The sequence below is a fragment of the Streptomyces sp. NPDC025651 genome, assembly GCF_055558735.1.
Window position 1 is genome coordinate 300,402 of the sequence record NZ_JBVHLZ010000002.1, and the last position, 12,606, is coordinate 313,007.

The following is a 12,606-nucleotide window of genomic DNA, read 5'->3' on the forward strand; positions in this document are numbered from 1 at the left end:
GGAGCGTCGCCGTGGGGGCCTCATCCCGTCGGCAACCGCACCGTGAACATCGACCCCTTGCCCACCACGCTCTCCGCCGTCACCGTCCCGTCGTGCGCCTCCGCCAGCTTCCGCACGATCGACAGGCCGAGGCCGCTGCCGCCCGTCGCGCGGGTCCGTGACTTGTCGGCGCGCCAGAAGCGGTCGAAGACGTGCGGCAGGTCCGCGGGCGCGATGCCCGTGCCGGTGTCGGCGACCTCGATCAGCACGGCGTCGTCCGCGGTGCGGCAGCTGATCCGCACGCTGCCGCCCTCGGGCGTGTGGCGGATCGCGTTGGAGACGAGGTTGCCGATCGCCTGCCGCAGCCGCAGCGGGTCGGCCGTCACCCGGGGGTCGCCGAACACGGTGGCCCTGAGCCTCACCCCCGCCGCGTCCGCGCGCGCCTGGTGCGCCGCAGCCACCTGCTCGGCGATGTCGGCGGCGCGCACCGGCTCGCGGCGCAGGCGGAGCGTGCCGGCGTCGGCCGCGGCGAGGTCCTGCAGGTCGTCGACGATGTGCTGGAGCAGCAGGGCCTCTTCGAGGAGCGAGGTGACCAGCTCGGGGTCGGTGTCGACGACGCCGTCCTCCGCCGCCTCCAGCCAGCCGCGGATGTTGGACAGCGGGGTGCGCAGCTCGTGGGCGACGTCGCTCACCATGGCCTTGCGCTGCTCCTCCAGGGCCTTGCGGTGGGCCGCCATGTCGTTGAAGGCGGCGGCCAGTTGGCTGATCTCCCCGGCCGAGCGGGTCGCGCTGGCAGGTACGGGGTCGCCCGCCTCCCCCGTCTTCATGCGCCGCGTGGCGGTGGTCAGCGCGCGCAGCGGCCGGGTCAGGCGGGTCGCGGCGAGCGCGGTGACGGCGACCGTGACGGCGAGGACGGCCGCGGCGAGCCCGGCCAGGCGGACGGTGTTGTCCCGGGAGAGGCTGAATCCCGGGGTGCTGCGCGTGCCGTCGGAGCTGGTGATGAAGAGCAGCGCGGGCGAGGAGACATAGGGGCCGAGCTGTTCGCGGCGCGCGGTGTCGACGCAGGACGCGACGGCGGCGGCGGTCGACTCGGCCGCGACCGGCCCGGGACGCGAAGGGCTGGGAGTGGGCGTGGGGTTGGGGTTGGGGGTGGTCGAGGGGGCGTCGTCGGGCTCCACGGGCGGCAGCTCGGGAACGTCGGTGCCGATCGGCTTCGGGCCCGACCGGGCGGTCAGGTCGAGGCTGACCCGTACGGGGGCGAGCCCGCGCCGCTTCATGCAGGCGTTGGCAAGGGAGTCGAACTTGTTGAGCGCCTTCTGCTCGGTCGCGGTGGGCACGTCGAGCAGGTTCATCCGGCAGCGCGCGTCCATGAACTCGCCCGCGTGGTAGTCGAGTTGGACGGAGGGACGGCCACCGGCCCCGAAGACGACCTCGGGGCTCATGCCGAGCTCCGTCAGGCAGGCCGCGCTCCGGTCGGCGGCCTCCTTCATCACCTTGCGCTCCCGCTCGGGGAGGCGGTAGGGGCCGACCGCCCGCGGGTCGATGCGGTCGGCCGCCGTGTCCTCGTCCGCGCGGCCCGGGGCCAGCGTCGTGTCCACGGAGAGGGGGTCGAGGACGGCGGACGCGGTCGGGGGCAGGGAGGTGCGACGGGACGCCGAGTCCGCGATGACCTTGTGGTCCTGGGTGGTGAGGGCGATGCGGCGGCCGGTGCCTCGGGCCAGTTCACGGACGGCCTTGTCGGCGCCCTTCCACTGCGGCGCGCTCGCGCCGACGCCGAGGAGCTTGTCGTAGATGCGGGCGTCGTCGGCGAGGACCTGCCCCTGCTCCTGCTTCAGCGCGCCGGACGTGGTCTGCGCGGCGAGCCAGGCGGTCGCGGCGATCGAGCCGACGGAGACCAGGACGGAGACGGCGAGAAGGCGGGCCAGGAGGCTCTTGCGGAGCGGTATGTCACGCGCCACGCCGCGCCGCCGCCCCACGCCGGACGCCGACGCCGACGCCGGCGTCGGCGCTTACCGGGGCTGGGGCTGGGGGTCTGGCTGGGGCTGGGGATCCGGCTGGGGCTGGGGCTTCGGCTGGGGCTGGGGATCCTGCTCCGGCTTCGGCTTCAGCTGCGGATCCAGTTCCTGCTCCGGCTGCGGTTCCCGCTCCGGCTGTGGCTCCGGATCCCGCTCCGGCTGCGCCCACGCCCACCACGGCTGCGGCCGCGGTTCCAGCTCCAGCTCCAGCTCCGGATCCAGCTCCCGGCACCGTCAGCTTGTACCCCACCCCGAAGACCGTCACGAGCCGATCAGGTCGGCGTGGGTCGGCCTCGATCTTCTTGCGCAGGTTGAGGATGTGCACGTCGACCGTGCGCGCGGATATGTAGCCGGACGAGCCGTGGATCCGGTCGAGGAGCTGCGGCCGCGTGAAGACCCGGCCCGGCTCCTCCGCGAGCGCGGTCAGCAGGTCGAACTCGCCCGGCGTGCAGTCGACCTGGCGCCCGTCGACCGTCACCTCGTGCCGCAGCGGGTCGACGACGAGGCCGCCGACGCGCAGGATCCGCCGGTCGGTGTCCGGCAGCGGCGCGTGGATGCCGCCCGCACGGCGCAGCAGCGTCCGCACCCGGGCCATCAGCTCGCGCGGGCTGTACGGCTTGGTGAGGTAGTCGTCGGCGCCCAGGTCCAGCCCCGTCAGGAGGTCGTCCTCGGTGGAGCGCGCGGTCAGCATCAGGACCGGAAGGCGCGTCAGCTCCGGCGGCCCGCCCGCGTCCCGCAGCAGGCGGGTGACCTCGAGGCCGTCGGTGCCCGGCATCATCACGTCGAGGATCAGCAGGTCCGGCGGCCTGCGCCGGACCTCGGCGAGGGCGGTGGACCCGTCGTGGACGACGGCGACCGTGTGACCCTCGCGCTCCAGGTAGCGGCGGACCAGCTCGGCCTGTTTCTCGTCGTCCTCCGCGACCAGGACAAAAGCGCACATGGCGTTGAGGATAGGCGGGCCCCGGCAGGCAGACCGGATCCGGACGGCGGCCTGACAGGATCCTGATAAGTGACCCGTGGGGCACCACCCGCGGCCGCCGCCCCACCGCCCCCACCGCCCCGGTGATGCGTCTAACGGCCCGGCGACACGTCCCCGTTCGTCCAGGCGTACACGGTGTCCCCTTGCACCGCGACCCGGTACTGGTGGAAGTCCCCGCACTCCGCACGGGCCTCGGAGGGCGTGCGGTCGGGCCACCAGGGTGCGTCGAGCTCCGGCTCGCCGACGCGGGACGCGCCCGCGCCGCAGGCCCTGCCCGCCGGGCCGAAGCGCTCACCGTCCACCGGCGTGAACCGGATCAGCTTCGCGTCGCCGGTCGTCTTCACCTTCACCTTGACGTTCTTGGCGTCCTTCGGGATCCACGAGGGCAGCACGAACGCCAGGTCCCCCTTGGCGGGCGCGTCCGCCGCCGTCGCGAAGGCCTTCGTCTTCTCCTTGAAGACGTGCTCACTGACGGCGTCCGGCATCAGCGAGCTGTCCTTGAGCGCGGGCGCCGCGACGGCGACCGCCCCGGCGGCGACCAGGCATCCGGCGACGGTGAGGACGACGACACCGGCCTTCTTCTTGTTCAGGGACTTCGAGGGCATGGCACCAGTCTTCGATGCCGCACCCGCGATTCCGTACGGCCGTGGGACGAACCTCCGCCTCTGCCGAAAGACAGAGGTCGCACTCCGTATCCCCCTCAAGATGTACGAGGAGGACGGCACCCCCTGTCCAATACTTGACGGTATGCCCCATCCCGCCACCCCGCGCCGCTCACCGCTCGCCCCCGGCCCCTACGCCACCTGGCACCTGGTCCGCGCCGTCCTGGAGGCGCTCGCGGGCGGCGCCCTGCTCGTCCTCACCTACTCCGGCACCAGCAGCGCCGTCACCCAGCTCCCCCGCCCCGCGAAGGTCGCGTACGGCGTCCTGGTGCTGCTCGCGCTCGTGGTCCGGCGGCGCTTCCCCGTGGGGAGTCTGCTCGCGCTGGCGGCGCTCGCGGGCCTGATGCCGCCGACGGGGCTGCTCGTGGCGGTGGCCGCCCACCCGGCGGCGCGGCAGCTGGCGGACCCGCGGCGCAGGGTCGCCGCGCTGCTCGCCGCGGCCGCGCTGACGATGCTGGTGGCGACGGCGACCGCACGGCCGCTCGCCGTGGGCAGCTGGCAGTACGGGCTCGCACTCGGGGCGATGCTCGCGGCGGTGACCGTGATCGTGCCCGGACTGGTCGGCACGGCGGCCGGGCAGCAGGACCGTCTGGTGCGGGCGCTGCGGGAACGCACCGCGGCGGCCGAGCAGGCGCGCCGCCTCGCCGACAGCGAGTCCCGCATCCACGAGCGCTCCCGGATCGCCGCCGAGATGCACGACCTGGTGGGCCACCGGCTCAGCCTGATCTCCCTGCACGCGGGCGGCCTCGAACTGGCCCTCTCCAAGCAGGCCCCCGAACTGCGCGACGACGCCACGCTGCTGCGCAGGACGACGCGCGACGCGATGAACGAACTACGCGAAGTCCTCGGCGTACTCGGCCCGTTGGGGCGCGACACCGGTACGAACGCCCTGACCGACGCGACCGGCACCCGCCCCGACATCGAGGCCCTGGTCGAGGAGTCGCGCGGCGGCGGCATCCCGGTGGCGCTCGCCTGGCACGGCCCCGACCTGGGCCCGCAGGAGGGCCCCTCGGTGCGCAGGGCGGTCCACCGGGTCGTCCGCGAGTCGCTGACGAACGTGCACCGGTACGCGACGGGGGCGCCGGTCGCGGTGACGGTCACGCACGCGGACGACCGGGTGGAGATCTCCGTACGCAACGAAGCGCCGCCCACGCCTCCGTCGGCGACGACCGGCCTCGGCACCGGGCGGGGCCTGGTCGGGCTGCGGGAGCGGGTGGCGCTGCTCGGCGGCGCGTTCGAGGCGGGCCCGGTGCCGGGCGGCGGCTTCGGCGTGACGGCGACGATTCCGACGGACCCGGCGGCATCCGCGGACTCCGCGGAGCCGGACGCCACCGGGCGGCCCGGCCTCGAAGAACCCCTGGGCCCGCCGCTGCCGGACACCTCGGCGGAGGAGGGCGCGGTCGGCGGCCTCCAGAGCCGGATCGCGGGCGTGCTCACGACGCTCCTGGGAATGGGCGGCGTCGCCCTGATGCTCGGCCTCGGCCTCGCCCTGGTGACCGAGGCGCAGCCGGGCCCGAGCGTCGCCGAGCGCCAGGAGGTGCACGTCGGGATGTCGAAGGAGGAGGTGGAGCGTTCGGTGCCGGCGGACAGCGACGCGGTGCGGGCCGCGGCGGCCGGACGCGAACCGGCGCGCCCCGCGGGGACGACGAGCTGTCTCTACCCGTACGTGGGCGGCGGCTCGACGGACGAGGAGTCGGAGGGCGCCCGTTTTGATGTGACTCGCTACTGTTTCAGCAATGATGTCCTGACGTCCATCGACCACTTCACGGTGCCGCTGGCCAGACCGTAGGGACAACGCGGGAACACCGTAGGAACGAGGAGCTCCCATGACGACGCCATCGACGTCACCCACGATCCGCGTCCTGCTCGCCGACGACGAGGAGATGATCCGGCACGGCGTCCGCATGATCCTCCAGCACGCCGACGGCATCGAGGTGGTCGGCGAGGCCGTGAACGGCGCGGAGGCGGTCACGCTCGCCGCCGAGCTGAGCCCCGACGTCGCCCTCGTCGACATCCGCATGCCCGTCCTCGACGGCCTCGCGGCGATCGGCCCGCTGACCGCCCTCGACCCCAGGCCGCAGGTCGTCATGCTCACCACCTTCGGCGACGAGGAGAACGTGACGCGCGCGCTGCGGGCGGGCGCGGGCGGCTTCCTGCTCAAGGACGAGGGTCCGGACGAGCTGATCCGCGCGGTGCGGGCGGCGGCTGCGGGCGACGCGGTGCTCTCGCCCGGCGTGACGGGGACGGTCATCCAGCGGATGCTTCAGGGGGGCGCCGCCCCTGCCCCCTCCGGCGCCGCGTCATCGGGCGGCCCCGACAGCCGTCTGGCCTCCCTCGACTCCCTCACCGACCGGGAGCGCGAGGTGCTCGCCATGCTCGGGGCGGGCCTGCCGAACCTGGAGATCGGGCTGCGGCTCGGCATCGGCGTGGGCACGGTCAAGACGCACGTGGCCGCGGTCCTCGACAAGACGGGCAGCGACAGCCGGGTGCAGGCGGCCCTGCTGGCGCATCAGGCGGGGCTGGCTTCCTGACAGCCGGTGCCGTTCACGGGAGGCGGGACTGGCTTCCTGACAGCCGGTGCCGTTCACGGGAGAACGATCCCCGCGAGCACCCCCAGCGCCTCGCCCAACACCTCCACCGGCGGCGACGCGAGTCCGATGCGCACCGCGTCCGGCGCGGCGTGCGCACCCGCGGCGAAGGCCGAGCCCGGCGTGACGGCGATGCCGCGCTCGGCCGCCGCCGCGACGAAGGTCTCGGCCCGCCACGGCGAGGGAAGCTCCCACCAGCAGTAGTAGGCACGGGGATCGGTACGGAACCGCCCCTTCGCCCCCGTGTCGATCAGCCGCTCCCGCACGACGGCGTGGCGCGCGGCCGCGTCGGCGCGCTTGGCCGCGACGAGCGTCTCCACGGTCCCGCCCGCGACCCACCGCACGGCCGCCTCCAGGTTGAACGCCGCCGCCGTCCACGCCCCGGACCGCAGGGTGGCGGAGAGGGCGTCACGGCGGGCGGGCGGGGCGACGAGCATGCCGACGGTGAGGCCGGGGGCAAGCCGCTTGGAGAGGCTGTCGACGAGGACGACGCGCTCGGGGAGGCGGGCGGCGAGCGGAGCGGGCGCGTCGTCGGCGAGGAACCCCCAGGTGCCGTCCTCGACGGCGTACAGCCCCAACTCGCAGATCACGTGCGCCAGTTGACCCCTGCGCTCCTCCCCCGCCGTCACGGACAGCGGATTCTGCAGGGTCGGCTGTACGTAGACACCGCTGAGGGGCGCGCTCCGGTGGGCGTCGGCGAGCGCGCCGGGCAGCATGCCCTGTTCGTCCATGGCGAGGGGCACGAGCCTGATGCCGAGCTGCCCGGCGATGGCTTTCACCAGGGGGTACGTGACTTCCTCGACGCCGATGCGGCCGCCGGGGCGGGCGAGCGAGGAGAGGGCCGCGGCGATGGCCTGCCGGCTGTTCCCGGCGAACAGCACCCGCTCCGGCTCGGGCCGCCAGCCGCTCCGGGCGAGGACGGAGGCGGCGGCTTCCCGCGCCTGTGCCGTGCCGCCGGGGGCGGCGGTACGGGTCGCCTCCAGGAGGACGTCGGGGCGCAGCAGGGGGGCGAGGGCCCGGCTCATCAGCTCGGACTGCCCTTCGACCACGGGGTAGTTGAGCTCCAGATTGACGGATGCGGCAGGCAGGGGAGTCCCTGGAGGCGCGAGTGCCCCTGAAGGCACAAACGTCCCTGAAGGCGCGGGCGTCCCCGGCGCCCCCTCGGTCAGCGCGGCGCCGCCGGGATGCGGGGCACCGGCCCGCACGAAGGTGCCGCGCCCCACCTCGCCGACGACGAGACCACGCCGTACGAGCTCTCCGTACACGCGAATGGCAGTGGAGTTGGCGATCCGCCGCCGCCGGGCGAAGACGCGCTGCGGCGGCAACCGCTCACCGCTGCGCAGCACTCCGCTCTCGATCTGCCGGGCCACGTCATCGGCCACGCGCCGAAAGTCTTCCCGCACCACAGTTCCGAGCCCCCTTCCCCTGCTGCCCCACGCACACGTACCGCCACACGTCCTGCCACACGCGCCGCCACACGCACATTGCACCGAGAGCAAAGATCCTATTGCACCGCCCAGTTGCCCCGCCTAGCCTCCCTTCATGGCAACCGCGCAGCTCAACGGCATCACGATCGGCTACGACGACACCGGCGAAACCGGAAGCGCAGGCGACGGCAAGGGAAGCGGCACCACCCTCGTCCTCCTCCACGGCCACCCCTTCGACCGCTCCATGTGGGCCCCGCAGCGCGAGGCCCTCGCGGCGACCCACCGCGTCATCACCCCGGACCTGCGCGGCTACGGCGAGAGCACCGTCGTCCCCGGCACCACCGCCTTCGCCACGTTCGCCGAGGACGTCGCGGCGCTCCTGGACCACCTGGGCGCAAGGGAGTTCGCGCTCGGCGGCCTCTCCATGGGCGGCCAGATCGTGATGGAGTGTTACCGCCTGTTCCCGGAGCGCGTCACGGGCCTCCTCCTCGCGGACACCTTCCCCGCGGCCGAGACCCCCGAGGGCAAGGCGTTCCGCAACGCCCTCGCCGACCGCCTCCTCGCCGAGGGCATGAAGGGGTACGCGGACGAGGTGCGGGACAAGATGGTGGCTCCGTACAACACGGAGGCGTCCGCGTACGTCCACCGCATGATGCTGTCCGCCCCGCCCGAGGGAGCGGCCGCCGCCCTGCGCGGCCGCGCCGAACGCCCCGACTACCGCGACCTGTTGACCCGCGCCGACGTCCCGTCCCTCGTCGTCGTGGGCCGCGACGACACGTACACCCCGGTCGCCGACGCCGAGGCCATGCACGCCGCGCTCCCCGACGCCGCGCTGCACGTCGTGGAGTCGGCGGCCCACATGCCGAACCTGGAACGCCCCGACGACTTCAACACGGCGGTCCGCACCTGGCTGTCCCGCGTCCGCTGAAGCCGGGCCGGGGAGGGGCCCGGGGGGCCCGGGAGGGGCCCGGGAGGGACGTCCTCACCGCTGAGCCAGTAACCGCCGGAAAAGCCCCCACCAGGGGTACCAGCCCTACCAGGTGGGCCGCGCCCCCACCCCGCCGTCCACCACGAGATCCGTCCCGGTGATCCACGACGCCGCGTCCGAGGCGAGGAACACGCAGGCGCTGCCGATGTCCTCGGGCGTGCCGAGCCGTCCGAGCGGCGCCGCCCGGCCCCACCGCGCGACGCCCTCGGGCCAGTCGTCGGCGAGCCCCGGCCGGTCGATCAGCCCCGGCGAGACGCTGTTGACGCGGATGCCGCGCGGCCCGTACTCCAGGGCGGCCGAGCGGGCGAACATGATCAGGGCGGCCTTGGACGCGCTGTAGTGCGCGTGGCCGGGCGCGGGGTGCGACCCCTCGATGGACGCGATGTGCGTGACCGTGCCGCCGCCGTCCTGCCCCGCCATGACCTCGGCGGCGGCCTGCGTGCAGCAGAACGCGCTCGTCACGTTCGCCTCGGAGAGCCGCCGCCAGTCCTCGGCCGTCATGCCCGCGAGCTCCTGCACCGGCTGGATCCCGGCGTTGTTGACCAGCGCGTCCAGGCGGCCCCGCCACGCGTACGCCGCTTCGACGAGGCGCCGGCACTCCGCCTCCCGCGTCAGGTCCGCCGGTACGGCGAGGGCGTCGCCGCCCGCCGACGTGACCCGTGCGACCAGTTCACGGGCCCGCTCCTCGCCCCGGCGGTAGTGGACCACCACCGCCGCACCGGCCTGCGCGAACCGCAGGGCGATGCCCGCGCCGACGCCGCCGCTCGCCCCGGTGACCAGGGCGACGCGCCCGGGCAGCCCCGGCAGGCTCTCGTCACGCATGGGAACCACCCTCTCCGAGCGCCTCGCTCCCCGGGACGCCCTCTCCGAGCGCCTCGCTCCCCGGGACGCCCTCTCCAGGCACCTCACTCCCCAGGACGCCCTCTCCAGACACCTCGCCCATCCGCAGCGGCTCGCCCACCCGGCACAGTTCCCGGATGAGTCCCGCCCGCCCCGGATACCGCGCGCCCAGCGCCTCCGGCTCCCCGCCCTCGTAGTCCTCGGGGATGAACCCCGGCGCCATGGTCGTCCCGCACAGCGCCCAGCCGTGCCGCCCACCGGCCGCGACCCGCGCCCCCATCCACGTCCCCGCGGGGACCACCAGCTGCACCAGACCTCCGGCGCCGAGGACGGCCAGCCGGTCGGTGCCGTCGGGGGCGAGGAGCAGGAGCTCCAGCGGATCGCCCTCGTAGAAGTGCCAGACCTCGTCGATCGGCAGCCGGTGCAGGGCGGAGAAGTCCCCGGGCGCGGTGGTCAGGAGCACGACGATCGCCGTCCCCGCGGGGCGCCCTTCCGCGTCCGGCGGGCCCGCCCAGGTGCGCCGGAACAGCCCGCCCTCCACCGGCAGCGGCCGCAGCCCGTGCCGCGCGGCCACCTCTTCCGCCGTCTCCGGCACCGCTCCCTTTTCGACCATGGTCGAACGCTCCCCGGCCGAAGTGCGTCATAACCGCGCGCCTCGCCACTCCTCCTCCATGGCACCCCTTTTCTCCCTGTTCAACCCCTGGAGGGCGATGTGAGCACACCGGTCTTCGACACACCTGTCCTGGACGCGCCAGCCTTCGACGACATATCCGCGACGCCCGACTGCCCCTGCCCCGGCTGCGCGCGCCAGCGGCTCGAACTGCGCGCGAGCGGCGGCTCACGGGCCGGGACCCGCGCCGCCGCCGTCCTGGCACTCGGCGCCGTCCTGACGGGCGCAGGCACAGGCGCCGCGCACGCCATGGCGCAGCCGCCGGTCGCGACGCAGAACCCGCTGCCGCCGGGCCAGGGCGCACCGGGCCCGCTGTTCGCCCAGGCCGCGGCCGCCCGCACGGCATCGGCCTCGACGCCGATGCGTCTGACCCGGGCGCAGATCCTGGCCCGCGCCCAGACCTGGGTGAACGCCCGGGTCCCGTACAGCATGAGCGGCTACTACCAGGGCTACCGCAAGGACTGCTCGGGCTTCGTCTCGATGGCCTGGGGCCTCGGCAGCAACCAGTGGACGGGCAGCCTCGCCGCCTACGGCGTCCGCATCACCAAGAGCGAGCTGAAACCCGGCGACATGCTGCTCTTCCACAACCCGGCCAACCCCGGCGCGGGTTCACACGTGACGATCTTCGGCGGCTGGGCGGACTCGTCGAAGACCCGGTACGTGGCGTACGAGCAGACGCGCCCGCACACCCTCAAGCGGACCACTCCGTACGCGTACTGGAACCACTCCGGCAGCTACGTGCCCTACCGCTACAAGTACGTGACCGACGGCGGCGGTTCGAACGGCGGCACCGGCGGCGGTTCGGGCGGTGGCTCCGCGTCGTTCCCCGGCGCGTCCGCCTTCGGGCCCGGCGCATCGGGCAGCCAGGTCACGAGGCTCGGCAGGATGCTGGTCGAGCGCGGCGGCGGGCGCTTCTACTCGGTGGGCCCGGGGCCCCGCTGGTCGGACGCCGACCGCAGGGCGACGAAGGCGTTCCAGGAGGCGCAGGGCTGGCGGGGCGCGGAGGCGGACGGCATCCCGGGTCCGGCGACGTGGCGCTACCTGGTGGAGGGCAGGGGCAGGGACATCGGCGGGGGTTCGAGCGGCGGTTCGGGCGGTGGCTCCGGCGGCTCGGGGAGCTCGACCGTCGCGTTCCCCGGCAAGCAGTACTTCCGCCCCGGACAGTCCAACGCCCACGTCACGAAGCTCGGCAAGCAGCTGGTGAAGAAGGGGTACGGCAAGCACTACACGCAGGGCCCCGGCCCGCGCTGGTCCGAGTCCGACCGCCGCAACGTGGAGGCCTTCCAGCGGGCCCAGGGCTGGCGGGGCGCGGACGCGGACGGCCACCCGGGCCCGGAGACGTGGCGCCGCCTGTTCCGCTGACCCCACCCACGACCGCCCGCCGCCCCTCCCCCTCGGGAGCGGCGGGCACCGCGGGACCAACGAGCCCCAACACTTCCCCCCCATCCCCATCCCCATCCCCATCCCCAGGCATCCCCGCCCCCGTACACCGCCACCGCAGCGCGCAACCTCACCGCACGTGACGCCCCCGCTGCGGCAACCCCGCGTTCACGTCCCGCAGTTGCCGCCGGCCCTCGCGGCAGGACGCGCAGCGGTGCAGATGTGAGGTGACGGCCGCGGTGTGGCGCCGTACGGAACGGCCGCGCAGTGAGGCCACGACGCGGTCCATGACCTCGGCGCACTCCGCGCTCGCGGGCCGCACGTGACGGCGCAGGAATCCGGCGCGCAGGGCCTCCTTGGAGCGGTAGACGAGGGAGGACGCGGCGGTGGCGGCGATGCCGAGCCGTTCGCCGATGTGCCCCGCGCCCCGCTCCTCGATGGCGAAGAGACGCAGGGCGGTGCGGCGCTGCTCGGAGAGCCCGAGGAACGCCTCGCGCGCGCAGGCCGCGTCGAAGTACGCGCTGACCCGGCAGCCGTTGTCGCCGGGCCGCTCGGGCAGTTCGGGCAGTTCGGCGACGGGCAGCTCCCGCTGGCGCCGCGCGGTGATCCGGGCGGCGGCGCGGCGCACGGAGCACCTCAGATAGCCCGCCACGTTCCCGACGGGTCCGCGGCCGCCGCGCAACGCCTGCAGCAGGCCGAGCATCGCCTCGGACACGGCGTCCTCGGCGTCGGCCGTGCTGCCGCGCGTGCAGCGCAGGGCGCACTGCCGTGCCATCTGAACGTGACGTTCCCACAGCACACGGAAGGCCCGCGGATCGCCCGCACGCACCTGCGCGCAGAGCGCCGCGTCCTCGACGCCTTCAACGCCCTCCACGTACTCGACGGCCCCGTCGCCCTCGACGGCCCTGTCGCCCTCGACGCCCCCGACGTCCCTGACACCCCCGAAGTCCCCGAACTCCTCGACCTGCACGGCGTCACCTTTCGGTTGTGCGGAACGCGCTGCGATTCAGCGTTCCGTGCACCGAAGGCCGTCATGTCCCACCAAAGTGGACAGGTGGCACCAAAGGGAGACAAGCAC

The 12,606-nt window shown here is 74.3% G+C and carries 9 protein-coding genes and 2 pseudogenes; 4 read left to right on the forward strand and 7 right to left on the reverse strand.

Going from position 1 to position 12,606, the window contains the following annotated elements:
• Positions 1-20: 20 nt before the first annotated feature.
• The 3 genes and pseudogenes from ACZ4D5_RS09335 to ACZ4D5_RS09345 form a co-directional block, all read right to left on the reverse strand.
• Positions 21-1,937, reverse strand: coding sequence for an ATP-binding protein (locus ACZ4D5_RS09335; RefSeq protein WP_467771746.1), 1,917 nt, complete (start codon positions 1,935-1,937; stop codon positions 21-23).
• A 253-nt stretch (positions 1,938-2,190) separates the two neighbouring features.
• Positions 2,191-2,934: pseudogene (locus tag ACZ4D5_RS09340) on the reverse strand (response regulator transcription factor); the annotation flags it as partial.
• A 131-nt stretch (positions 2,935-3,065) separates the two neighbouring features.
• Positions 3,066-3,578, reverse strand: a complete 513-nt coding sequence (locus ACZ4D5_RS09345) for a hypothetical protein (protein ID WP_467771747.1) — start codon at positions 3,576-3,578, stop codon at positions 3,066-3,068.
• Positions 3,579-3,720: 142 nt separating this feature from the next.
• Between ACZ4D5_RS09345 and ACZ4D5_RS09350 the strand changes: the two genes are divergently transcribed.
• Positions 3,721-5,424: a sensor histidine kinase gene (locus ACZ4D5_RS09350; protein WP_467771748.1), complete on the forward strand. Its 1,704-nt coding sequence runs from the start codon at positions 3,721-3,723 to the stop codon at positions 5,422-5,424.
• 37 nt (positions 5,425-5,461) lie between these two features.
• Complete coding sequence (locus ACZ4D5_RS09355; RefSeq protein ID WP_467771749.1) at positions 5,462-6,166, forward strand: response regulator; 705 nt, start codon at positions 5,462-5,464, stop codon at positions 6,164-6,166.
• A gap of 53 nt (positions 6,167-6,219) precedes the next feature.
• On the opposite strand, the gene ACZ4D5_RS09360 is transcribed toward ACZ4D5_RS09355, so the two are convergent.
• The gene (locus ACZ4D5_RS09360; RefSeq protein WP_467771750.1) at positions 6,220-7,605 is read right to left on the reverse strand and encodes an aminotransferase-like domain-containing protein; all 1,386 of its coding nucleotides are present in this window, start codon (positions 7,603-7,605) and stop codon (positions 6,220-6,222) included.
• A gap of 160 nt (positions 7,606-7,765) precedes the next feature.
• Between ACZ4D5_RS09360 and ACZ4D5_RS09365 the strand changes: the two genes are divergently transcribed.
• Positions 7,766-8,578 (forward strand): alpha/beta fold hydrolase, encoded by an 813-nt coding sequence (locus ACZ4D5_RS09365; protein WP_467771751.1) that lies wholly within the window; start codon positions 7,766-7,768, stop codon positions 8,576-8,578.
• 105 nt (positions 8,579-8,683) lie between these two features.
• On the opposite strand, the gene ACZ4D5_RS09370 is transcribed toward ACZ4D5_RS09365, so the two are convergent.
• Positions 8,684-9,460, reverse strand: a complete 777-nt coding sequence (locus ACZ4D5_RS09370; protein ID WP_467771752.1) for an SDR family NAD(P)-dependent oxidoreductase — start codon at positions 9,458-9,460, stop codon at positions 8,684-8,686.
• Positions 9,461-9,599: 139 nt separating this feature from the next.
• Positions 9,600-10,091, reverse strand: a pseudogene (locus ACZ4D5_RS09375) (cupin domain-containing protein); the annotation flags it as partial.
• Between the two features lie 129 nt (positions 10,092-10,220).
• Here ACZ4D5_RS09375 and ACZ4D5_RS09380 point away from each other — a divergent pair.
• The gene (locus ACZ4D5_RS09380) at positions 10,221-11,510 is read left to right on the forward strand and encodes a peptidoglycan-binding protein (RefSeq protein ID WP_467772258.1); all 1,290 of its coding nucleotides are present in this window, start codon (positions 10,221-10,223) and stop codon (positions 11,508-11,510) included.
• Positions 11,511-11,658: 148 nt separating this feature from the next.
• On the opposite strand, the gene ACZ4D5_RS09385 is transcribed toward ACZ4D5_RS09380, so the two are convergent.
• Positions 11,659-12,498, reverse strand: a complete 840-nt coding sequence (locus ACZ4D5_RS09385; RefSeq protein ID WP_467771753.1) for an RNA polymerase sigma factor — start codon at positions 12,496-12,498, stop codon at positions 11,659-11,661.
• Between the last annotated feature and the right edge of the window lie 108 nt (positions 12,499-12,606).

What these genes read in the sequence shown, in the direction of transcription:
- ACZ4D5_RS09355 (WP_467771749.1), top strand. Translation starts at nt 5,462, where the DNA reads ATGACGACGCCATCGACGTCACCCACGATCCGCGTCCTGCTCGCCGAC.
- ACZ4D5_RS09345 (WP_467771747.1), bottom strand. Translation starts at nt 3,578, where the DNA reads ATGCCCTCGAAGTCCCTGAACAAGAAGAAGGCCGGTGTCGTCGTCCTC.
- ACZ4D5_RS09365 (WP_467771751.1), top strand. Translation starts at nt 7,766, where the DNA reads ATGGCAACCGCGCAGCTCAACGGCATCACGATCGGCTACGACGACACC.
- ACZ4D5_RS09350 (WP_467771748.1), top strand. Translation starts at nt 3,721, where the DNA reads ATGCCCCATCCCGCCACCCCGCGCCGCTCACCGCTCGCCCCCGGCCCC.
- ACZ4D5_RS09370 (WP_467771752.1), bottom strand. Translation starts at nt 9,460, where the DNA reads ATGCGTGACGAGAGCCTGCCGGGGCTGCCCGGGCGCGTCGCCCTGGTC.